Source organism: Salipiger abyssi (genome assembly GCF_001975705.1).
Classification (GTDB): domain Bacteria; phylum Pseudomonadota; class Alphaproteobacteria; order Rhodobacterales; family Rhodobacteraceae; genus Salipiger; species Salipiger abyssi.
The window spans coordinates 40,980-64,192 of sequence record NZ_CP015094.1 but is presented as its reverse complement, the minus strand read 5'-3'; the positions used below and the strand labels follow the sequence as shown (position 1 = coordinate 64,192).

15 protein-coding genes and 2 pseudogenes are annotated in these 23,213 nt (G+C 67.5%); 9 read left to right on the top strand and 8 right to left on the bottom strand.

Translation table 11 applies throughout. From position 1 onward, the window contains the following. Positions 1–271: 271 nt before the first annotated feature. The 4 genes and pseudogenes from Ga0080574_RS26665 to Ga0080574_RS24475 form a co-directional block, all read left to right on the top strand. A pseudogene (locus Ga0080574_RS26665) lies at positions 272–511 on the top strand (rhamnan synthesis F family protein); the annotation flags it as partial. A 289-nt stretch (positions 512–800) separates the two neighbouring features. Further along, positions 801–1,673: pseudogene (locus Ga0080574_RS26660) on the top strand (glycoside hydrolase family 99-like domain-containing protein). Then, positions 1,670–2,041 (top strand): glycoside hydrolase family 99-like domain-containing protein, encoded by a 372-nt coding sequence (locus Ga0080574_RS26705; RefSeq protein ID WP_076706163.1) that lies wholly within the window; start codon positions 1,670–1,672, stop codon positions 2,039–2,041. Before Ga0080574_RS26660 ends, Ga0080574_RS26705 begins: the two are co-directional and overlap by 4 nt. 52 nt (positions 2,042–2,093) lie before the next feature. Then, entirely contained in the window at positions 2,094–3,008 is a 915-nt protein-coding gene (locus tag Ga0080574_RS24475; protein ID WP_237219427.1) for a hypothetical protein, read from the top strand. A 36-nt stretch (positions 3,009–3,044) separates the two neighbouring features. Here Ga0080574_RS24475 and Ga0080574_RS24470 read toward each other — a convergent pair whose 3' ends face one another. Further along, entirely contained in the window at positions 3,045–4,109 is a 1,065-nt protein-coding gene (locus Ga0080574_RS24470) for a tyrosine-type recombinase/integrase (RefSeq protein WP_076706161.1), read from the bottom strand. A gap of 146 nt (positions 4,110–4,255) precedes the next feature. Here Ga0080574_RS24470 and Ga0080574_RS24465 point away from each other — a divergent pair, with 146 nt between their 5' ends. Next, positions 4,256–5,326, top strand: a complete 1,071-nt coding sequence (locus Ga0080574_RS24465; protein WP_076706160.1) for a hypothetical protein — start codon at positions 4,256–4,258, stop codon at positions 5,324–5,326. 15 nt (positions 5,327–5,341) lie between these two features. On the opposite strand, the gene Ga0080574_RS24460 is transcribed toward Ga0080574_RS24465, so the two are convergent. The 6 genes from Ga0080574_RS24460 to Ga0080574_RS26770 all read right to left on the bottom strand — a co-directional run bounded on the left by Ga0080574_RS24460 (position 5,342) and on the right by Ga0080574_RS26770 (position 15,560). Further along, entirely contained in the window at positions 5,342–7,375 is a 2,034-nt protein-coding gene (locus Ga0080574_RS24460) for a calcium-binding protein (RefSeq protein WP_076706159.1), read from the bottom strand. 94 nt (positions 7,376–7,469) lie between these two features. After that, positions 7,470–8,672: a hypothetical protein gene (locus tag Ga0080574_RS26775; protein WP_076706158.1), complete on the bottom strand. Its 1,203-nt coding sequence runs from the start codon at positions 8,670–8,672 to the stop codon at positions 7,470–7,472. A 73-nt stretch (positions 8,673–8,745) separates the two neighbouring features. Next, the gene (locus Ga0080574_RS26640) at positions 8,746–11,583 is read right to left on the bottom strand and encodes a nidogen-like domain-containing protein (RefSeq protein WP_156876476.1); all 2,838 of its coding nucleotides are present in this window, start codon (positions 11,581–11,583) and stop codon (positions 8,746–8,748) included. 106 nt (positions 11,584–11,689) lie between these two features. Further along, a complete protein-coding gene (locus Ga0080574_RS24445; protein WP_156876475.1) occupies positions 11,690–12,292 on the bottom strand; it encodes a hypothetical protein in 603 nt (200 codons plus the stop codon). Between the two features lie 191 nt (positions 12,293–12,483). Then, entirely contained in the window at positions 12,484–13,947 is a 1,464-nt protein-coding gene (locus Ga0080574_RS24440; RefSeq protein ID WP_076706156.1) for a nidogen-like domain-containing protein, read from the bottom strand. Between the two features lie 113 nt (positions 13,948–14,060). After that, a complete protein-coding gene (locus Ga0080574_RS26770; RefSeq protein ID WP_076706155.1) occupies positions 14,061–15,560 on the bottom strand; it encodes a M10 family metallopeptidase C-terminal domain-containing protein in 1,500 nt (499 codons plus the stop codon). Positions 15,561–15,791: 231 nt separating this feature from the next. On the opposite strand from Ga0080574_RS26770, the gene Ga0080574_RS26340 reads away from it, so the two are divergent. The 4 genes from Ga0080574_RS26340 (at position 15,792) to Ga0080574_RS24415 (ending at position 21,375) form a co-directional block, all read left to right on the top strand. Further along, positions 15,792–16,358, top strand: a complete 567-nt coding sequence (locus Ga0080574_RS26340) for a hypothetical protein (protein ID WP_076706154.1) — start codon at positions 15,792–15,794, stop codon at positions 16,356–16,358. Between the two features lie 11 nt (positions 16,359–16,369). After that, complete coding sequence (locus Ga0080574_RS24425; RefSeq protein ID WP_076706153.1) at positions 16,370–19,177, top strand: glycosyltransferase; 2,808 nt, start codon at positions 16,370–16,372, stop codon at positions 19,175–19,177. Between the two features lie 16 nt (positions 19,178–19,193). Further along, positions 19,194–20,138, top strand: a complete 945-nt coding sequence (locus tag Ga0080574_RS24420) for a glycosyltransferase (protein ID WP_076706169.1) — start codon at positions 19,194–19,196, stop codon at positions 20,136–20,138. A 121-nt stretch (positions 20,139–20,259) separates the two neighbouring features. Continuing rightward, entirely contained in the window at positions 20,260–21,375 is a 1,116-nt protein-coding gene (locus Ga0080574_RS24415) for a DUF2793 domain-containing protein (protein WP_076706152.1), read from the top strand. A 12-nt stretch (positions 21,376–21,387) separates the two neighbouring features. Here Ga0080574_RS24415 and Ga0080574_RS24410 read toward each other — a convergent pair whose 3' ends face one another. Next, positions 21,388–23,211: a glycosyltransferase family 2 protein gene (locus Ga0080574_RS24410; RefSeq protein ID WP_076706151.1), complete on the bottom strand. Its 1,824-nt coding sequence runs from the start codon at positions 23,209–23,211 to the stop codon at positions 21,388–21,390. Between the last annotated feature and the right edge of the window lie 2 nt (positions 23,212–23,213).

Sequence of the window (23,213 nt, the reverse complement as noted above, 5' to 3'; positions counted from 1 at the left end):
TCTCCCAGCGCCTATCTGCGCTACAACCCGGATGTGGCCGAGATGGGGCTGTCGCCCTTCTATCACTACGTGATCGGCGGTCACAAAGAGGCCGGATCACCAAGGAACTGCCCAAGATCGAGGAGCTGCCCGAGGTCGAGCGCAAGGTGTTGCGCTTCGAGCCGCAGCGCAAGCAGGCCCGTTTCGCGGTGGTTGCGCATATCTATTACCCGGAAATCTGGAAGAGTTCGCCGAACGCTTCAACCGGCTGGAGATCGATTACGATCTCTTCGTGACGCTGACCTATCGCGGCGAGGAGAGCGAGGGGCTGGCCAAGCGGATCGAGGCCGAATTCCCCGGGGTGACCGTGGTGCCGGTGGCCAATCGCGGCCGCGATATCCTGCCCTTCATGACGCTGGTCAATGCCGGGGCGCTGGACGGGTACGAGGCGGTCTGCAAAATCCATACCAAGAAATCCCCGCATCGCGAGGATGGCGATTACTGGCGTCAGCACCTGATCGGCGGCATTTTGCCGGATGAGGGTCTGGAAACGCTGCTCGAACGTTTCGTGGCCGATGACGACAACGCCTTCTGGGTGGCGGATGGGCAGCATTACTCCGGCACCGAATGTGGGGCTCGAATTTCGAGATCACCCGCTATCTGCTGCGCCGCATCGAGGTCGAGATCAGCTGGGACGTGCTGGATTTCCCGGCCGGGTCGATCTACTGGGTCAAACGCTGATCATCGGCCTGCTGAAGTCTCTGCACCTGCATGAAGAGGCTTTCGACGTCGAGACCGCGCAGGTCGATGGCACGCTTGCCATGCGCTGGAACGCGCCATGGCTTTCTGGCGATGACCGCGGGCAGCGGGTGGTGCAGACCTCCCAGCTCGAGGACTGGGCGAAACAGGCGCTGCCGGCGCGTTGCCGCGCCCGGCCTTCACCAGCGCCTTCTACTGCCGCAGTTCCACCGATCCCCGAGAACGATGCCTGGTGGGGCAAGGGCTTTACCGAATGGCGCGGTACGGTGAATGCGCAGAGCCTGTTTGCCGGCACAGCCAGCCGGTCCTGCCGGCGGATCTGGGGTTTACGATCTGCGCGCACCGAGGTGATGGGAGAGCAGACGGCGCTGGCCCGGGCGGCGGGGATCGACGCGTTCTGTGTCTATCATTACTGGTTCGATGGCCGCCGGGTTCTCGAGGCGCGCTGGACAAGCTGCTGACCGCCCGGAGATCGATTTCCGTTCTATCTGTGCTGGGCCAACGAGAGCTGGCGCGCAACTGGGACGGATGTCGGGCACGGTGCTGCTGGAGCAGTCCTATGCGAAAGGCTTCGAGGAGCAGCTGGTGCGCGACAGCCTGCCCTATATGACCGACCCGCGCTATGCGCGCCCCGATGGCAGCCGCCGCGCTTCATGATCTATCGCCCTGAAGACATGCCGGATCCGGCGGGCAGCGTGGCACGGATGCGTGCCGCCTGGCGTGAGGCCGGGATCGGCGAGGTGGAGCTGGGGCGGTCTGTTTCCACGTGGAGGCGAGAACCCGGTCGAGGACGATGTCTTCGACTTCTGGGTCGAGATGCCGCCGCATGGTATCGTCGGCATGAGCGATTACCTGGTCGGCGGGCCGGACGGCAACCGTCTGGCCGCGAGGTGCATGGCGGTTCCAGGGGCTGGTCTACGATTACAACCGGGTGATCGCCAATTCGGTCAGCGAGTCCTATGCCAGGACCCTGCCCGAGAACACGATCTGCGGCATCATGCCGAGCTGGGACAACACCGCGCGACGCGGATTGAGCGCGCATATGGCCTATGGCGCCAACCCGGGCCGCTTCCGCTACTGGCTGAACCAGATCGCCCGCAAGCGGCTCGAAGGATCCTACCGTCAGGAGCTCTTCGTCAACGCCTGGAACGAATGGGCGGAAAAGGCCATGCTCGAGCCTACGCAGAGCTATGGCGATCTCTATCTGCAAGTGCTCGGATCGCAGATCGCGGCACCCGCCGAGGCGGGCGGCGCCGAAGAGCTGCAACCGCAAAAAGAAAAGCGTCTGTCCGCCAGTGTCTAAAATTGTCATCCACATCGGTACGCATAAGACGGCCACAACCACGATCCAGGACATGTTCTGGGCCAATGCAGAGCTTCTGGCCGAGCACGGGCTGATCTATCCGCAGCTGGGCCGCCATACCGGCCATCACGGGCTGGTGCTGGACTGGCAGGGCATGCCGGGCCATTACAAGCTCGAGCAGGGCAGTCTGGAGGCCCTGGCTGAAACTTATGGCCAGAGCGACAAGACAGTCTTTCTCAGCAGCGAGGAATTCTCGCGGCGCCAGCCGCTGGCCAGTCTCGGGAAGGTGCGCGCAGCGCTCGAGGGGTTCGACGAGATCGAGGTGATCTGCACCCTGCGCACGCAGTGGCAGTTCCTGCAATCGATCTATCTGGAAGTGTCCAAGACCCGGGTGCCGCCGCGGCCCCCGCAACTTGTCCTGCCGGTGATCGAGAATGGCTCCTTCGAGGGGCTTTGGGTCGATTACAATCGGCTTCTGGATGCGCTGGAAGCGGTGTTCGCCCCCGAAGAGATCACCTTTTTCGATTTCGATACCAGCCGGCGTGCCGAAGGCGGCATCATCGGGACGCTGCTGCGCCATCTCGGGATCGGGGTAGATGCCGCCCGGCTCGAAGTGGTCAATGACGGGGCCTCGAATGTCTCGCCCATGTCGCTGGCCAGCTGGACGGCGAATATCCTGGCCGAGCCGAAGCCGGCGCCGGCCTGGCTGGTGCAGAACGCATCCGAGGCGCTGAAGGCGGAGTTCGGAGACGAGGTCAAACCCTGCCTGTTCACACGCGAGGAATTCCGCCGGCTGAAGGATCACTACGACACCCGCAATGCGGAACTGAGTGAGCGTCGCGCTGGCGTCCAGCCGGAGTTCGCCATCTCCGAGGCGAGCCAGAAGGGGCTGACCCTGTTCCGCAACGAGATCCCCAGCGCCTATTGGGTGCGGATGAGCCGCCGCCTGGTCGCGGATCGACTCTAAACCGGCCCGTCCCCAGATCTTTCGCATGCGAAAGATTCACTCCGGCGGCTCCAGAAGCCGCGCCGCGGGGTTTTGCGCCGGGTCGATATCGTCGTAATAACGTGCGGCCTGCGCCAGGGAACGGTGCAGCGAGAGCCGCATGGCCGCCTGTACAGGCACCCCGTCCAGCGCCGCCTGGGTCAGAAACCCCGAGCGCAGACCGTGTGCGCTGGCAAAATCCGCCGGCAGCCCGGCCTGGACGAGCCTCTGGCGCAGGATATGGCGCAGTGCCTCGGCCGACAGGCCGCGGGGCAGGGCGCGCCCGGCGCGGCTGATCGGGCGGAACAGCGGACCGTCCGAGATCTCCGCCGCGTCGATCCAGGCCACCAGCGCCCTCGCGGTCATGCCTTGCAGGATCAGCTTGGGTGTGCCGCCGGCATCTGTGGTCTTGGTCTGTACCAGCTGGATCCAGAGACGGGTCTGGCTGTCAAACTCCGACAGGTCCACATCTTCACGCCGCAGCCTGGCCAATTCCGACCGCCGCCGTCCGCCGCTGGCCCATCCCAGGGTCAGCAGCGCCCGGTCGCGGATCCCGCGCAGCCCCGGGCCGCAGGTGTCGAGCAGCGCGGTGAGCACCTCGCGGGTGATCGGGTTGGCCGATTTCGGCGCGCGGGGCCGGGCATTGGCTCGGCGCGCCTTCGCGCGTGCCTGCCGCAGTGCGGGGCTGTCGAACGGGCTGGCGAGCCCTTTCATCCGGTGAAAGCTGCGCCATGAGGCGATGCGCCGGTCGAGGCTCGCCGGCGCCGGGCAGGCCAGGCTGCGGCGCAACCCGGCGGCGATCAGGGTCTCGGCGGTGCCGCGCGCCGGGTCTGCTATATCCGCAGGGCCGAGATCTCGGCTGTGATCGAGCAGGAAGAGCAGGGCGGTGGTTTCGTCTTCGGGCCATGTCAGGCCCGCATCGAGCCGCGTTCGTTTCCAGGCTGCGATATAGACCAGATCGCGCTCATAGGCGCGCAGGGTGTTTTCAGGTGTGCCGCGTCTGTAGAGATCGTTCAGCGCCGCGGTCTCCTGTTCGGAGAGTCTGGGCAGAGAGGCGGTGAAAGGGGCTGTCAGCGCGGTCATCGCAGCAATTCTGGCCTGATTAGTGCCTGAAATCAATAGTCCCGATAACTGCTACTTATCGGGTTTAATCGAGAAAATCAAAAATCCCCTAAGTAAGATGCAAAAATTTGATATTTTGCGTTTTATAGAATTAGTAAGCTGATTCTATGAGCTATCCTGAGACAGAAGACGGCCCCGAAGGCCCCTATGATTCCGCGCCTGCGGCAGAGGAGGATCTGTGGTTCCTGCCAGCCCCGCCGGATCCGGACGCTGCGGGGCTGGCGCCGTTGCCCAGGGCTGACCGCCGGGCGCTTTTGCCGCTGGAAGAGTGGCGCGCGGCGCAGGCCGCGCAGGCCGCAGAGCTGGCACGGGCGGCGCTGGCCTTCGGCGCGCTGGAACAGGCGGCGGCGGAGGATGCGGGGCTGATCCGCAGGCTGGCGCTGACCGAGGCGTCCGAGATCTCGTGGCAGGCAGGGCTGCGCGCCCCGCCCGAGCGGCTGGCGCTCTACGGTGCCGGGCGTCTGCTCGGGCTCGGCGATGCCGCCCGGGATATGGCGCGGGCGCATTGGGCGCGGCGCCGGCTTGAGGGGGGCGCCGATCCGGTAACCGATCCGGCCGGCTTCCTTGGACGCCGGGGCAGGACGGGCGACCGGCGTCCGACAGGCTGGGAGGGGGCGCCGCACGGGGGGGAATTTGCCGCGCTGGCCGAGGAGTGGCAGGCGCGAATTGCGGCGGCGGAGGCTCTGCATCCTTTTGTTCGGGCCGCACTGGCCGAGGCGCTCTGGCGGGCGCTGGAGCTGAGCGCGGGCGAGGCCGCCGGGGTCGAGGCCCGTGTTGCCTCGGCACGTATTGCAGCGGTGGCGGGGCGCGGCCGTCTGGGCTTCGTTCCGGTGGCGATGGGCGGCAGATCCGTGTCCGGCGGCGGTGCCGAGGCGCGGCTGGCCGGCTGGTTGCATGCGGCGGAGCAGGGGGCGCTGCGCGGGCTGCTGATCGCCCGCAGATTGAGCGACTGGCAGGCGCGGGCCGCGGAGGCGCTTTCGGGTCTGTCCGGGCGCACGCCGCCGGCGCTGATCACGGTGCTGCGGCGCCATCCGCTGGTGCCCGCGGCGCTGGCGGTCTCGGAGACCGGTGCCAGCGCCGCGGCGGTGCAGCGCAACCTCGCGCTGCTCGAGGCGCGCGGCCTGATCCGCGAGCGCAGCGGGCAGAGCCGGTTCCGCTTCTGGGAGGCGGCGCTTTGAGCGCCGCCATGGGGCTCAGAGCAGATCGAAGGTGATGATTTCAACCTGGGCGATGCCGTCGATCGGTTCGTTGGGCATGCGGATCACGATGCGGTCCAGCTCGGAGGCATTGGCAAAGTCGAAAATGGTCTGGCCCAGCGAGCCGTCCTCGTTCACCCGGACCAGTGTCATGCTGCTGTACCCGGTCGGGTTGCCCTCGGCATCGGTCATGCGATCGCCGCGCAGACGCAGATCGTCGGCGCTGAAATAGCGCCCGTCGAGGACCAGCACGTCGCCCTCATCGGGGTTGTAGTCGTTGATTGTGGTGACGTCGTTGCCGCGGAAGGAGGCAAAGAACCGATCGGCGCCCGCGCCCCCGGCCGCCACGTCGCTGCCCGCCCCCCCGAAGATGAAGTCGTCGCCGTCGCCCCCGAGCAGAAGGTCGCGGCCATAGCTGCCGAGGAGGGTGTCGTCGCCCTCACCTCCGAAGATCGTGTCGTTCCCGCCGCCGCCATAGAGTGAATCCGCGCCCGCGCCGCCATAGATCCAGTCATGGCCGGTGCCGTCCCAGGCATCGCCGGTCACCGTATCGTCGCCGTCGCCGGCCCCGATGCTGTCATTGCCGTTGCCGCCGTCGAGAAGGTCGTTGCCCTCCTGACCGCCGATCGTGTCGTGGAACCGCCCGCCGGTGATCGTATCGTCGCCGAGGCCGCCATTCAGCTGGTTGCTGTTGATGTGGGCATCGAGGAGACCCACCATGTGATGCACGATGATCTCGTCATGACCTTCGCCGCCCTCGACCGTGTTGCGGCCCAGGGCGACATTGACGAGGTCGTCGCCTGCCCCGGCCAGAACGGTGTTGCGATCTATATGGACGTGCGCGCCGCCGGTGTTGATCGTGTCGTTGCCGTCGCCCCCGGTCAGGTAATCGGCCCCGCCGCCGCCGAGCAGGATATCGTCGCCCGCGCCGCCGTGAACGGTATCGGCGTCGTTGCCAGCATCCACCGTGTCGTTGCCAGCGCCGCTGTTGATCGTGTCCTGACCGTTATTGCCCTGAATGGCGTCGTCGTCGCTGCCAGCGGTGATATAATCGTTGCCAGTGCCGCCAATCAGGCGGTTTGCGCCCTCGCCGCCATAAATGTTGTCATGGCCGCCGTCGCCGTCCACCGTGTCGTCACCGTCGCCGGCGCCGATCGAATCTCTGTCGGGGCCGGCACGGATATCATCATTGCCGTCGCCGCCGTTGATCAGATCCGCGCCGATGTCGCCAAAGATCAGGTCGTCGCCCGTGTCGCCCGTGATCGTGTCGTTGCCGCCGGAGCCGTCCAGCGTGTCGTCGCCTTCCAGCCCGCGCAGGATATCGCCGCCGAGCCAGCCGTTCAGCTCTTCCGGGGCTGCGGTGCCGATATGGGCCTCATGCGGGGTGGCGACGTCGGACATGTCGAAGATTCCGTCCTCGATCCGGAGCTGCCAGACCCCGTCGATGCCGGTATTGCCCTCCAGGTCCTCCCATTGGGCGCCGACCGGCATGAGACGCACCGGCAGGGAATAGTTCCAGTCATCATAGCGGATATAGGACGCGACACCGGAGGGATATGTCGGGAAATCGAGCGCGTTGAACCGGTAGATCACCTCCGTATCGTTTTCGCCGCGGTCGATGATCTCGACCTGATAGGTGATCGTGTTCCACACATCGTTGGAATATTGCCCGACCGCGTTGAAGGTGATCAGGACGGAGTCGCGGGCGGTGTTTTCCTCGATCCAGACGCCCTGATTGACGACCCCGTCGGGAATTGCGCGGATATCGGTGGAAGTGCTGTAATAGGCGTTGATCGAGGTGTCCTGCCAGCCGTCGCTATTGCCGAGCTGGATCTCGCCAGATGTGAAGACACGCAGCCCGCGATAGGTCTGGTTGCCGAGGGTCAGGCCGTCCTCGAAGATATTGCCCAGGTCGAACCAGCTGGACCATGCGTGAGAGGACGAGGCGGAGATCGGGGGGACCTGAACCGCGCCGGGCTGGGCAAAGGGCAGCAGAGAGTTGTCGGCGACGGGGGAATGGGCAAGGGCCATGGTTGAAACCTTCAAAAGACTTGGATGCCCGAAGGGTAAGATATCCCCGGAAATCCGTCAAAAAACATGATTTTTCTGCGGGAAGGGGCGGGTTTTAGCCCAGCAGGTCGAAGCTCGTCCCGCCGGCCGTCACGGTGATCGAGGCCTGGGCATCGCCGTCGACCAGCGCCCAGAGCAGATCGCCGCTCGGGATATGGGTGATGAAGATTTCCTGCACGCCGGCCGCGCCGGCGCCGGGGGTCGTGGCGCGCTGCACCAGGAAATCGTCCGCCACCGCCGCGCCGCCGCCATAGACCAGGCGATCGCCTTCGGCGGCGCTGTAGTCCTGGATCCAGTCCGAGCCGTGGCCATTGGCGCCGAGATGGAAGAACCGGTCGGCCCCGGCCCCGCCATTGACCCGGTCATGACCGAAGCCGCCATTGATGAAATCATCGCCGTCGCCGCCGAAAATCGCGTCCGACCAGGCCTGGCCGGTCAGCGCATCGTCGCCGGTGCCGCCGATCACCGTATCGGCGCCGAACCCGCCGGTGATCGTATCGTTGCCGGCATCGCCGCGCAGCTCGTCATTGCCATAACCACCGTCGATGCTGTCGGCGCCGGCGCCGCCATAGATCACGTCGCGCGGGTCGTCTGCGCTGTCGCCGCCGAAGAGGAAATCGTCGCCCTCGCCGCCGATCACCGTATCGGCGCCGTCCAGTGCCCGGATCGTGTCGCCCGCCGCCGTGCCGGTCATGGAATCGCTGCCATCGGTGCCGAAGATCTCCGGCCCGCCCGCGGGATCGGCGGAGGTGCCGAACCAGACATGGTAGATGCGCCCGCCATAGGGGCCGCCGGAGGTATGATACTCGATCCCGACGCCGATTGCGCTCCAGTCGTTGTCTTCCCAGATCCCCTCGTTGAGGATCACCGCGTCATGCCCGGGCGAGCTCTGCCAGCCGGCCAGTGCCGCCTCGATCGAGGCGAAGCCCGCTGCGGTGATCTCGTAGCCATTGGACGGGTAGGAGGTGCCGAGCCGTGACGGCGCGTTCCACATGACCTCGGCGGCGCTGTGATCGGCGTAGTAATAGGCATCCGACCAGCTGTGCAGGTTGGCGCCGTCGGGCAGCGTCACGCCTTCGAGCCAGATATTTTGATAGGTGTCGACCGCGTGGCGACCGGCGGTCAGGGTCAGGCTGGCGGAGAGCGGGATGGCAGGCAACCCGTTCGCGGCCCTGTAATCCATGAGAAGATGATAGAGCGCGAGCTCCTGGGCGCTGAGGGCATCGTTGTCGGTCGGGGCGTAGATATCGATCGGCATGCGGTCCCTGTCGCTGTCGTGCTGGCCGCCCCGGAGGGCGGCCAGAAAAGTGTGATGCGTTCGCCGTCCCCGGTCAAGCGGCCATGAGATCGTAGGTCACGCCGTTGTGCAGCACCAGGTTGATCTCGCTCTGTGCCTCGCCATCGACCAGTGCCCAGAGGATCTGGCCGGTGGGACGGTAGATGACAAAGGCCTCCTCGACCCCGGCGGCGCCGGCAGAGGGGGTTTCGGCGTAGTTGATCTGGAACTGGTCGATGCTGGCGATGCCGCCATAGACCAGCAGATCGCCCTCGGCGGCGTCGTAATCCTGGATCCAGTCGGAGCCGTGGCCGAGCACGCCGAGGTGATAGAACCGGTCGGCCCCGTCGCCGCCGTTCACCCGGTCGTGGCCAAAGCCGCCATTGATGAAATCCATCCCGTCGCCGCCGAAGATGAGGTCGGACCAGGTCTGGCCGGTGAGCACGTCGTCGCCGGTGCCGCCGATGATCGTATCGGTGCCGTGACCGCCGATCATCGTGTCGTTGCCGGCGTCGCCGCGCATGGAGTCGTTGCCGAAGCCGCCATCCATGAAGTCGTCGCCCTCGCCGCCATAGAGCACGTCGAAGAGATCGTCATCGGTGCCGCCGTCGACGATCGAGTCGTTCCCGGGGCCGCCGTTCACCGTGTCCTGACCGCTGCCGCCGTCGAGCGAGTCCTCGCCCTCGTCACCGGAAAGGCTGTCATCGCCCTGGCCGCCGAAGAGGCTGTCATTGCCGTCGCCGCCCGAGGCGGTGTCGTTGCCCTGACCGCCGAGATAGTTGTTGTCGCCCTCGTCGCCGGTATAGGTGTCGTCCTCGGCGCCGCCGACGCCCTGGACATACCCGCCGGAGACGATGAACTGCCACACACCGGAGACGCTGAGGTTGCCCTGGGCGTTTTCGAGGTTGAGCATGGCGGCTTCGTTGCCTGAGGCGGGCAGCTCGAAATAGGTCTCGCCAAGCGAGAAGCCGGCGCGCGAGGTCACGCCGCCAAGTCCGCCCTCGCCGCCCGAGGCGTCGCCTGCGGTCCAGGAGATGTCTTCATAGCGGAAGATGATTTCGACATTGCCGCAGCCGCGATCAATGAGCTCCAGCTGGAAGGAGCTGAGCAGATCGACGTTGCGGTTGTAATAGCCGACATTGTCCCAGGTCACGATGATCGAGTCGCGATCCTCGTTGAAATCCCAGTAGACATTGCCGGGGTTGCTGCCCTCGTTGGGGTCGCGCGTATCGACATCGGCCCAGTAGGGCGCGATGATCTCGCGGCCGGCGCCGGTGATGCCGCTGGGAGTGTAGGTGGACAGCCCGCCGCCGAAGGTGATGTTGCCGTTGGTGTTGACGTAGACGTTCGTGTAGGTGACGCCATCGATCATGAGGCCTTCTTCGAAGATCGAGGTGATGTCGATCGCGCCGGAGTTGCCGTCATCGTTGCGGTAGAGCACATTCGCTCCATAGGGGAGGAAGGCGCTGCTGGACACTTCGGTGAAGTCCAGCTCCTCGGTGGCCAGGCTGACGCGCTCGTCGCTGAACTGGGCGAATTCCACGTTCTGCATGACATCGGTGCCATCGACGCCGCTGCCGCCGGTATGGGCGATGGTGACGGTGCCGTTGTCGTTCTCGGTAATGGTGTATTCCGAGGAGGCGCCGGAATAGGCGGCGGTGTCGCAGCCGTCGCCGCCGTCCAGCGTGTCGTTGCCGCCCGAGCCGATCATCGTGTCATTGCCGTCCAGCCCCGCCAGGGTATTGCCCTGCTCGTTGCCGATCAGCATGTCCCCGGCCTCGCCGCCGGTGGCGTTTTCGATCTGCACGCCATAGGCGATCGAATAGCCGCCGTCGATGCCGGAATAGGTGCCGCCCGATTCCGTCAGAACCCGCGAGAAGAAGCCGCCGGCGTGATAATTCTGGTCGATGGTCTCGGTGCGCAGATCCGCGGCCATGTTGCCGTAGAAGCTCGTGTGTTGCAGCGCGGTGATCGCGGGCGCGGCATCCGTGGCGATGCCGGAGCGGTCGAGCGTGGCGTCGTTGAGGTTGATCAGGACCGAATTGTCGGTATTGCCGTAGCGGATCGTGTCGGCGCCGCCGCTGTCCCAGATCGAGGCATAGGCACGGCCGATGGCCATCGCGCCCTCGGCCACCGACAGATCGCCGCCCTGCGCATCGAACAGCGTGTAGGTCGAGTTGCCGGTGGCATAGCTTTCGGTGCCGTATTGCTGTTGCAGCGCCGCGATGTCGAGCGCCATCATCGTCACCGCATGGCCATAGGTCGTGGCCGTGGCCGAGCCGGTATAGGACATGACCGTGTAGCGCTCGTTGTCCATGGCAGAGCCGACACTGACCGCCGCGTCGCCCTGGAACGGGTGGTAGAGCCCGATCCCGTGGCCGATCTCGTGGATGATGGTCCAGTTGCGGTACTCGCCGCCGCCACGCTCGGGATCGGCGGTCATCACCGCGAGATCGCTGGAGAAGACGCCGATGCTCCAGTAGTCATTGGCGGCGCGGGTGGCGTCGCCGGGGAAGCGGAAGAACCCTTCCAGCCCGGCCTCGTCGCTGTTGGAGGAGGACACGACCAGCAGATCCGCGCTGCTCTGGGCGGTGGCGGAAGTGGTGACGCGGCTGAAATCCGTCGCGATGACGCTGTCGATCATCTGGAAGGCGCGGACGGTCTGCGTTTCGAAGGCAAAGCTCGCATCCGGGCTGCCGCTGTAATAATCGGTCGGCGTTCCGTTGTAGTAGTTCAGGAACTCGGTGTCGAAGGTCAGAACCTCGGGTCCGCCGAGATAGAATTGCAGCGATGCGTCATCCCAGACGTGATCGTGGGTGATGTCTGCCAGCATGGTCTGGCCGGTGGCCGGCAGGCTTGTGCTAATGGCACTTTCGGGCGTTGTATTCGCCATGGTCGGGTCCCCCTCTGGTTTTCTGTATGGGTCTTGTCGAAATCAGTTTCCCGGGACGGCCGGCGTCAGCGCGCCGGCAATCCTCGGATTGGAAACATGTGCTGGATCATGGTGTGGGTACGCTCCTCCTCTCGTTGCCGCAGACGGTTTGCTTGATGGCACGCATCCGTCCCGGGGGGACCTGTCCGAGATGGGTCAGCGATACGACCGTCGCGCCGTCGGCGCCGGCGGCGAGGCAGTAGAGCGTCGCGGTGACCGGGGCGCCGGGCTGATCCGGGGCGATATAGGCATGGAAGAAGCCGGGCAGGGCGGTGCCGGCCTGCACCGCCAGAAGCGCGTTCGGCAGGGTGTATTTCCCCGATCCGAACCGCATCTCGGCCAGGGCGCGCAGATCGACCCCGAGCCGCTGCGCGGCGGCGGCCTGGTTGCTGAGATCCTCGGCCGCCGGCAGCCCCGCCAGCGGCGCGACGGCTTCGGCTTGCCGGCGCACAGAGGCGGGCAGGCCCTGCGCCGGACTGCCGGGCAGGCGGGTGCGGTAGACGCGGAGAAATCCGGGATCCAGGGCGGTGCCGTCATCCCGCGCGGCAAAGCCCCGCACGGATCCCCAGTTGCCGGGGATGCGGAGATCCTCGGTGGTTTGCGTGTGCTGGGCGAACCCCATGGCGCTCCCCTGAATGGCGGTGCCGGCCAGACAGAGCAAGATGAGCATCAGCCGTAAAACCGGCGACGGAACGCGCTTGGGCGCTTCGGAAAAAAACCGTGTTTTCAACATGAACACATCTCGGAGAATCGGGCCGGAGGTTGCGTTAGAGCTTACAATCCTAGCCCGGATTCTGTCTATTGCTTTGATTTTGAGCAAATTGGGTAAATTAATTCAAACGCCACCCGGCCGGTCCGCGATCATGCCAGGAGGTCGTGGATCTGTCCGGCCAGCACCAGGTTGATCTCGCTCTGTGCCTCGCCATCGACCAGTGCCCAGAGGATCTGGCCGGTGGGACGGTAGATGACGAAAGCCTCGCGGGCGCCGGCGCTGCCCGCATCGGGAGTGGCGGCGTAATTGACCTGAAAATCGGTCGCGGTGGCGCTGCCGCCGAAGACCAGGACATCGCCCTCCGCCGCCGTGTAGTCCTGGATCCAGTCGCTGCCGTGATTGGCGATGCCCAGGTGATAGAAGCGGTCGGCCCCGGCGCCGCCATTCACCCTGTCATGCCCGAAACCGCCATTGATGAAATCGTTGCCGTTGCCGCCAAAGATCGCATCCGACCAGGTCTGGCCGGCCAGCTGGTCGTCGCCATCGCCGCCGATGATCTCGTCGACGCCGTAACCGCCGAGGATGGTGTCGTTGCCGGCGTCGCCGCGCAGCTCGTCATTGCCGTAACCGCCGTCGATCTGGTCGTTGCCGGCGCCGCCATAGACCAGATCGCGCAGATCGTTGCCGGTGTCGCCGGCGCGGAGGCTGTCATTGCCGGCGCCGCCGATCAGGGTGTCGCGCCCGTCGCCGCCATACAGCGTGTCCTGGCCGTCATCGCCCTGCAAAAGATCGTCGCCGGTGCCGCCGTCGAGACTGTCGTTGCCGGCCAATCCCCGCAGCGTGTCCTGGCCGCCCAGCCCGGTCAGGAAATCGTTCCGCTCGGTGCCGGCCAGCCGCTCGGCCGCCCCGGTGCCGCGTGCGACCCGGCCGTCATAGCTGCCGATCCCGCTCACCGAGCCGTCGCGCATCTCATAGATCCAGAGCCCCGCCACGCCGGTATTGCCCGGGCTGGCGGGCAGCTGTGCCAGCCCTGCGGCATTGTCCACGGCAAACAGCCATTCGGCGCCGGAAAGGCGGCTGGAGGACAGCCCGGCGCGGGCGCCGGCATCGTCCTGACCGGTGCCGATGGTCCAGCCGATCTGCCCGTAGCGGAAGACGATATCGAAATCGCCGCCGCCTCGGTCGAACAGCTGTAGCTGGAAGAGATTGGTGGCATCGGCGTTGCGCCGGTAGACGCCGACATCGTCCCAGGTGAGGGTGACCACATCGGAGACCGGGTCGATATCGACCCAGATGGCGCCGCTTTCGCGGCCCTCGCCGTCGAGCCGTGTGTCGGCATCGCCCCAGTAGGGGGCGATCACGTCATAGCCGGCGGCGCGGTTGCCGGCGGTCGGATAGGCGGCCATGGGGGTGAGGAAGGTCAGGGTGCCATTGGTGTTGGCGTGCAGGGTACGGGCATCGTAGACCACGCCGAAATAGTTCAGGCCATCCTCGAACACGGCGGAGAGATCCAGCCGCAGCGATCCGTCGTCGCTGCGCGGGACCATGATCTCGCCATAGCCCGCCGGACCGCCGAGGCCGGCTTGTGGGGTTCCGTTTCCGGTGATCGGCATGAGCCCTCCTCGTTCCGCCGCAGGATCGGGGCGGGTGGTTGACAGGTGGTTACCGTGCGGGCGCGGAATGTCGCGGCTTTTAGACAATGGTGGGACATTCCGCCGGGGCCGGCTCAGAACAGGAAATCGTCCTGGCTCCACAGGGCCGGATCGAGCGACCCGCCGCCCTCGAGATAGATATCGACCTGCTGGTCCTGCCAGAAGATCCGCCCGCCCCAGTTCGTGGCGGTGAAGCGCAGGGCGCTGATGTCGTAGACCATGCCCCAGTCGTCCAGATCGATGCGGTCGGTTCCGGGCTGGAAATCGGTGATCCGGTCGACCTGGCCGTCGGCGGTCAGCACAAAGACATCCGCTCCCGCGCCGCCGGTCAGCCGGTCGGCGCCGGGCCCCGCGAACAGCGTGTCGTCGCCGGCGCCGCCGATCAGCGTGTCGTTGCCCCAGCGCCCCATCAGCAGATCGTCCGACGCGCCGCCGGAGAGCGCGTCATTGCCGCCGCCGCCCTGTTGCAGCGGCCCGATATCGGCCAGCGGCATGCTCAGCCGGACGATGCCCGGCGCCGCGGCACCGCTGACGAATAGTTGCAGCTCGTTACCCAGCACCTCGGCCTGCAATCCCTGGATCGCGCCGATATCCCAGCCCGCATCCTGCACGATGCTCTGGTGATGATAGAGCGCGCCGCCCGGCAGAAGCTCGATCAGCGCCAGGCCGCCATCATTGCCGCCGGCGACGATGAAGCTGCGCCCGGCGGCCTCGAACGTATCCATCGCCCGGGCGCCGCCGAAGCGGGTGTCGAGGCTGTCGTGAAGAATGTCCTCGACGAACAGCACCCCCATCGGGTTGATCCGCACCGCGCTCAGGGTGCCGCTCAGCGCCGAGAGGCCGATGGCGAAGGTCTGGCCGCCCGCCGAGAGCAGCGCGACATCCTCCAGCCCGTCGATCCACAGCCCGTCCTTGGGGCCCAGCGTGTCGCGCAGTTCCAGCTGGCCACCGGTCACCGCATAGACGCTGAGCCCGTCCTCGGTGCCCGAGGCGCTCAGCACGAAGCGGGTGCCGCCCTGTTCGAAGCTCAGCACGTCGGAGATGCCGGTGGCGGTGGATTTGGGCGTGTCGGTCACGCTGTCCAGCAGGGTCGCCCGGCTCATCCCCTCCGACAGCCGGTAAAGCGACAGGCCCTCGCGGGCGCCGGAGGCGGCGGCCATGTAGCTTTGTCCCTGCTGTTCGAAACAGGTGAATTCCGACACCGAGAGCGGCCGGTTCGCGGCATCGGTCAGGGCGCCGCTGCCGGTCAGCCCGCCGCCCGGACCCACCGTATAGAACTGTGCCCCGCCGGCGATGCCCGAGGAGATCAGCATCCTGTCCTGCCCCGCGGCCACACCGTCCTCGGTATAGCTCATATCCTGCAACAACAGGGTCGCACCGCCGCTGCCGGTCAGCCAGGTCGTGCTGCGCAGCTGGGGCGTGCTGCCGTCGCGCAGGGCAAGGCCGAGCAGGCCGCTGCCGGAGCTGCTGCCGGCCCAGAGATGCACGGCGTCGCCTGTGACGCTCGTCCATAGCTGGTCGAAGACCATCGTGCGGCCTTCGGTCAGAAAAGACTGGAAACTCAGCCGGTCCATGGGCGCCCCTGTTTCCTGCGCGCCCCCACGGTCAGGGATCTGCCTGTCCGGCGCGGCGGAAAGCGGTGGCATTTTGCGGCGGCACCTTGGTCTTTGGCTAAACTCCGTCTTAAATTCCATTGGGTTCGAATTGCGGAAGCCCCGTGCGAATACAGGTGTGCCTTCCGGAAATCGGTGATAGAACCCGACCCGACCCTGCAAATTCAGGTTGATGACGGAGACTTGGTTTTTATGACGGCACCGGACGCGCAGAACGACACCTCGACCGCCCCCGGCGAAAAGACCCCGGAACAAAGCCATGGCGAGATCCAGCAATTGCTGCGCGCCGAGATCGACGGGCTGCGGGAGATTCTCGAGACGCGCTTTCGCGAAGTGGCGGCCCTGACCGGCCGGCTGGAAGAGATCGCCGGGGAGGCGCGCCGCGAGGCCGATCAGGAGATCGCCCTGCTCAAGCGCCGTCACGAGGTCGAACTGGCGCTGGTGCATGTGCGCACCGCCAGCTGGCAGAACGGCCCTGCCGATGGCGTGCCCGCCTTTGCGCGGCAGATCGAGATTCTCGGCGAGAGCCCGCTATTCGACCCGTCCTGGTATCTTCAGACCTATCCCGACGTGGTCGAAAGCGGCATGAGCCCGAAAGAGCATTATGTGCGCGCCGGCGCCTTCGAGGGCCGCAACCCGGGGCCGGAGTTCGATACCATGGCCTATTACGTGGCCAATCCCGACATCGCCCATGCGGGCTGGCCGGCGCTGGTGCATTACGCCGCGTTCGGCAAGGCTGACGGCCGTCCGGTCGCCTGAGCGAAGTGTGCGTGCACGCCGCCGATAGGCTGCCGCCCGGGACGGCTCAGGATAGCTTCGATGCGGTCTGGTATCTTCAGGCCAATGCGGATGTGCGGGCCTCGGGGATGGACCCCTGGGATCACTACCGCCGCGTCGGACGGGCGGAGGGCCGACCGGGTGCGCCGGTGCGGGCGCTCGAGCTCGATCACCTGCTCTGGCGCGGCTACGAGGCGGAGGCGCTGCCCGAGCTGGAGCGGCTGCTGGCCGAGGGCGCACCGCGCGAGCGCAGCGTGGCGGGCTGGGTGCTGGCCCGCTGGTATCTCGAACAGGGGCGGGGCGATGCGGCATGGGCCGCGATTCAGGCCTTTCACGCCGTGCCTGAGGGCCGTGGCACCCTGCGCCATCCGGGCCCCTATCTGCTTGCGGTTCAGCTGGCGCTGTCCAATGGCGATCCGGTCGCGGCGGAGTGGCTGATCGGCGAGGGGCTGGCGCGGTTCGGTCCGCTGCCCGATTTCGACCTGGCGGCGATCCAGCTGGCGCGGGCCCGCTATGCCGACGACTGGGAGATCGCCGGACATCTGGCGCGGCTCTATATCCGTCAAGGCCTGCAACCGGTGGGGATCGCCGAAACGGCGGAGGGCGCGCGGTTCGACCGGCTCTGCCCGCCGGGGGCGCCGCCGCCGGTCGAGGCTGCCGGCGCGCTGCCGCTGGTCAGCGTGATCGTGCCGGTGTTCAACGGTGCCGCCGGGCTGGGCCACGCGCTGCGCGGTCTGCGCGGGCAGAGCTGGCGCAATCTGGAAATCCTCGTGGTCGATGACGGCTCCACCGATGACAGCCGGGCCATCGCCGAGGCGCAGGCGGCTGAGGACGGGCGCATCCGGGTCATCGCGCTCGGGCGCAACGAGGGCGCCTATCCGGCACGCAATGCCGGGATGGAGGCCGCGCGCGGGGCGTTCGTCACCGTGCACGATGCCGACGACTGGTCGCATCCGCAGAAGATCGAGATGCAGATGCGCCCGCTGCTGGCCGAGCCGGGGTTGCGGGCCAGCGTCTCGCACTGGGTGCGCGCGGGCGACGATCTGGAGATGACGCGCTGGCGGATGGAGGACCGCTGGGTTTATCGCAACGTCTCCTCGCTGATGATCCGGGCGGCGTTACGCGACGAAATCGGCTACTGGGACCGTGTGACGGTCAATGCCGATACCGAATATTACTACCGCATCATCGCCGCCTACGGGCCGCAGAGCATCCGCGAGGTCTGTCCCGGCGTGCCGCTGGCCTTCGGTCGCACTGCGCCGGGGTCGCTGACCAACCGCAGTGCCACCCATCTGCGCACCCAGTTCCGGGGGGTGCGGCGGGATTACATGGAGGCGGCGCATTACTGGCACGCGCAGGCCGGGGAACTGGGCGATTTCCACCTGCCGCAGCACCCGGACCGGCGCCCGTTCCGGGTGCCGCCGGAGATTGGTCTTGGCGATCCCGAGCCGGAGCCGTCGGATTTCGATATCGTCTCGGCCTCGCCGCTGTTCGACGCGGACTGGTACCGGCTGAGCTTTCCCGACGTGTTGCGCGCCGATATCAGCCCGGCACGGCACTACCTGACCGGCGGTGCCCGCGAGAACCGCGATCCCGGTCCGCTGTTCAGTTCGGGTGGCTACCGGCAGGCGCAAGGGCTGGACGGCGACACCGTGCCGCTGCTGCATTACGAGCGTCAGGGCCGGTCGGCGGGCGCCGTGCCGCTGCCTGGCTTTGCCGGGGCGCTGGCGGGACCGGAGGAGGAAGGGCCTGTCCGGCTGGTCTTTGCCCACACCTCCGGCAAGACGCTTTTCGGCGCCGAGCGCAGCCTGCTGGGGGTGGTCGGGCGCATGGCGCAGCGCGGCGACCGGCCGGTGGTGGTGCTGCCGGCGCTGCGCAACACCGCCTATCTCGAGGCGCTTCTGGAGATCACCGCCGCGGTCGAGATCGTGCCGCAGATCTGGCGCCACATGCAGCGCCCGCCGCTGCCGGCGACGGTCGGGGTGATGCGCGATCTGATCCGCAAATACCGCCCCGCGGAGGTGCATGTGAACACGATCGTGCTGGACGCGCCGCTGGCGGCGGCGCGCCAGGAGGGGGTGCCCAGCGTGGTCTATGTGCGTGAGCTCTTGGCGGAGGATGTCGGGCTTTGCCGCAATCTCGGCGGCAGCGCCGAAGCGCTGCGGGCGGCATTGCTGAAGGAGGCGGACCGGTTTGTCGCCACCTCGGCGCCGGTGGCCGACTGGCTGGCCTGTCCCGAGCGCACGGTGATCCGGCCCAACTCCGTCGATCCGGCGCTGTTCGACCTGCCCTTCACGCCGGGGCGGGCGCTGAACGTGGCGATGGTCTCGAGCAACACCGCCAAGAAAGGCATTTCGGATTTCCTTGCGGTGGCGCGGCTGGCCGAGGCCATGGGGCGGCCGCTGCGGTTCCGCCTGATCGGGCCGCCGACGCCGGATCTGCACCTGATGCGCCCCTGGCCGGAGAATGTCGAGTTTCGCGGCTATGCCGAGACCCCGGCCGAGGCGATGGCGCAGGCCGATATCGTCGTCAGCCTGTCGAAATTCGCCGAGAGCTTTGGACGTACGGTGGTGGAGGCGATGGCCGCGGGGCGACCGGTGATCTGCTATGATCGGGGGGCGCCGCCGACGCTGGTGGAGAGCGGTGTCAGCGGTTTTGTCGTGCCCGCCGACGACCGGGAGGGCGCGGCCAATGCGATCCTGGCGCTGGAGGCCGCGCGCGCTCAGCTCCTGCGGATGAGCGATGCGGCGCGGCGCCGGGCCCGGGCGCTTCAGGCGCAGGCCTTCGGCACTCTGCCCTGAGCCGCGAACCTTCCCCGTGACCGACGATAGCTCTCCCCAGATCGCGATCCTGCTGGCAACCTATAACGGGGCCGACGGGCTGCGGGCCCAGCTCGACAGCCATGCGGCGCAGACCGTGCCTCCGTCGCTGATCCTGATCAGCGACGACGGTTCCACGGATGGCACACGCGCGGTCATCGGCGCCTTTGCCGAGGCCCATCCCGGGCTGCGCGTCGTGCTTTTGGACGGGCCCGGCACGGGTGCTGCGCAGAACTTCCTCAACCTGCTGCGGCACTGTCCGGACTGGGTCGACTTCGCGGCGTTTTCCGATCAGGACGACGTCTGGCTCGAGGACAAGCTGGCGCGCGGCCTGGCGGCGCTGCGGGCGGCGGGGGCGGGGGATGCCCGGCCGCGGCTGTTCTGCGGGCGCAGCTGGGAATGCGATGCCACGCTGCGCCGGCGCCGGCTGTCGCCGGGGCTGCGCCGCCCGCCGGGTTTTCGCCATGCGCTGGTGCAGAACCTGGCGAGCGGCAACACGATGATGCTCGACCGGGCCGGGCTGGCGCTGCTGCGCGGAGCGAGCCGCGAGGCGGGGGAGCTGGTGGTGCATGACTGGTGGGTCTACCAGATGGTCGCCGGCGCCGGCGGCGAGGTGATCTTCGATCCGCGTCCGCTGCTGCTCTACCGTCAACATGGCGGCAACCTGATCGGCGCCAATCGCGGGCTGCGGGCCAAGCGCCGGCGGCTGCGGATGCTGTTCGCCGGGCGCTTCCGCCGCTGGAACACGATCAATATCGCCGCGCTGCGCGCTTCTGCACACCGCCTGACGGCGGAAAACCGGGAGATATTGCAGCGCTTTGCCGACGGGCGCGACGGGCCGCTGCCGGCGCGGCTGGCGATGCTCCGCCGCACCGGGCTTTACCGGCAGGGCTGGCAGGCGCAGCTGTCGCTCTATCTCGCGGCGCTGCTGCGGCGGATCTGAACGCGGCGATTACCAAAAGATGAACGCCGCGGACGCTGCGGCAACACATCGCTCATCCCCGCGTCCTAGAACCTTGGGCGGTTCAAGGCCCGCCCGGGCCGTCACTCAGGGATGATGTCTCATGTCGCAACTCTCTCCCCGCATCGGTCTGCCCTTCCTCGCGCCGTCCCAGGCGCAGAAACACGTCACCCATAACGAGGCGTTGCAGCGGCTCGACGCGGTGACGCAGCTCTGCCTGGAGGGGTTTTCCGACACCACACCACCGGCGCTGCCGGCGGAGGGCGATATTCACGGGCTCGGCGCCGGGGCGACCGGGGCCTGGGCGGGCCATGACGGCGAGCTGGCCTATTGGGACGGCAGCGCCTGGCTGTTTCTGCCGCCGCAGGAGGGCTGGCGCGGCTGGGGCCGGACCGAGCAGGCGCTGCGGATCTGGCACGACGGGGCCTGGCAGGGGGTGACCGACGGGATCGACCGGCTGGGGGTCAACACCGCGGCGGACGGGGTGAACCGGCTGGCGGTGGCCTCCGAGGCCAGCCTGCTGAGCCATGACGGCGCCGGCCATCAGCTTAAGCTCAACAAGGCCACGAGCGGCGACACCGCGTCGCTGCTGTTCCAGTCGGGCTGGACCGGCCATGCGGAGATGGGGCTGGCCGGGCAGAACGGCTGGTCGCTCAAGGTCAGCCCCGACGGCAGCGCCTGGACCACCGCCCTACAGGCCGACGCGGCCAGCGGGATCCTGGACGGGGCGGCGGTGCAGCAGACGGCGGCGGATGTCACGCCGGGGCGGCTGATGCGTGCCGATTACGGCTATGGGCCGGGCAATCTGCTGGGCACGGTGGCGCAGAGCGGCGGGCTGCCCACGGGGGCGGTGATCGAGCGCGGTGGCAACGCCAATGGCGATTACGTGCGCTTTGCCGACGGGATGCAGATCTGCACCTTCGCGACCACGACCGGCAGCGTGACCGCCCATGGCAGCGGCACGGCGGGCGATCCTTACCGCAGCGCTTCGCTGACCTGGACCTTTCCCGCCGCATTCACCGGCACGCCGATCATCAGCGGCACGGCGGCACTGCCAGCGGCGGTCTCGGCCAATAACGGGCGCCGGTCGCTGAGCGTCAGCCCGTCGACCTCGATCTACAGCAGCGTGGCCTATTCCATCTTCATCACCCGCCACGGCTCGGATGCGAACCCGGACGTTCCGGAACTGTGGCTGACCGCCACGGGGCGATGGGACTGAGCCGATGGCGGTCTACAGTGCGATCCGGCGCGCCGCCCGGACCCGGTCCTCGGGGCAGGCGATGCAGACATTGGCGCGTTGCAGCAGCTCGAAGAACGGCTCGGGGAATTCCATCGCATAGCCGATCCGCCGCTCGGTGAAGCCGGGGTCGGGGCGATGGGCGAGACCGATGCGCCCGGGATCGCGCTCCGCCGCGATGCGCGCCATCTCCGCCAGAACCCGCGGATCGCAGCAATCGCCCAGCAGCAGCGTGTCGACCCGGTCGCTCCCGTCCTGTCCGGGCAGGATGGCGGCGGGCAGCATGGTCCATTTGCCGGCCTGCTGTTCCGGCGACAGGCCCTGCGGCGCCCGGGCGTGCCAGTAGCGGCAGATTTCGCGGTAATAGTGACGCAATCCGCCATAGGTGCTGCGCACATGGGTCAGCGGGTTGCGGGTCAGCGACCCGGCGTCATCGGCGGCGAAGGCCAGCGGCACATCGGGCAGGATGCGCCGCACCGAGTCCGGGCCGAAGGCGGCCTGGACACGCCAGATATATTCCATGTCGCCAGACACCCGGACCGCGTCCCAGCCGCCCAGCCGCTCGGCGACGCCGCGTCGGAACAGGAAGGAGGAGTGGCTCCACTGCATGAGCTGCGCGCCGAGCCGCCAGTTGGTGGTGATCTCCAGCCCCGGGCGCACCCGTGCCCAGTGCGCGATCACGCCGGTCAGCGCCGGATCGCCGGCCAGCTCGGCCACCTGGAGGGCCAGCTTCTGCGGATGCGACCAGTCGTCGGCGTCGTGGGTGGCGATGAAGTCGCCGCGCGCCTGCGCCAGACCGAGATTGCGCGCCGCGTAGGGTCCGCCGTTCTCTGCCTGCCGCAGCGGCACGATGCGATCGTCCTCCCGCGCCATGGCCGTCACCAGATCGAAGGTGCCGTCGGTGCTGGCATCGTCCACCACGATGATCTCGAGATTGCGGTAGCTCTGTGCCTGAAGGCTGCCGATCGCGGTGGCGATGCGGTCCGCCGCCTGCCAGGCCGGCAGGATCACCGAGACCCTGCCGTGATCGGTGGCCGGCTCGCAGGGATCGGCGGTGAGATTGGCCAGTCCGGCTCCCGCCGCGGGATCGCGCAGCCGCAGGGCCGCCAGATCCCGGGCGCTGAAGATGCCGTTGATCCGGTCGATGCGCGCCTGGCCCTCCTCGAGATCGGCCAGCGCCAGCACCCGGTGATTGTCGTGCTCTTCGGGGTGGATTGCGTCGAGCGCCTGTCGCGCGGCCCGGCGGCGGCCGTCCTTCAGGTAGAGCATGGCCAGCGGGATCAGCCGCGCGGCGGTGCGGGCGAAGCGCTCCGGCAGGCTTTCCATGCTTTCCAGAACCGCCCGGGCGCGGGCGTCGCGACCGGTGAAATCGTACCAGGCCGCGAGCTGGGTGCCGGCCTCCAGCCGGACGCTGTCGGGCTGCCCGAAATCGTCATGCAGCGCGGCCAGCTCCGTCTCCGCGCTGTCCTCCAGGCCGCCCCAGAGCAGGGCCTGCAACTGCCGGATCCGGGTCAGGCCGCGGCGGACCTGCGCGGCCTGCCGGGTGGGCTGCCGGCCCTCCTGCGCGCCATGCGACAGGAAATGCCACAGCGCGGCCGGTTCGCCGCCGGCCACATCCGGATATTCGGCCGCATAGAAGATCGGGTCGAACCCGGGGCCGGGCCGGCGCCCCAGCGCCATGCCATAGCGCAGGAAATGCCGCAGCGGATCAATCCCGGTCTGCGCGACATCGGGGTATTCGGCGGTGTAGAACGCCGGATCGAAGAGACCCGACCGTTGCAGCCGCGACCTCAGCCAATCGCGTTGTATTACATCCATCG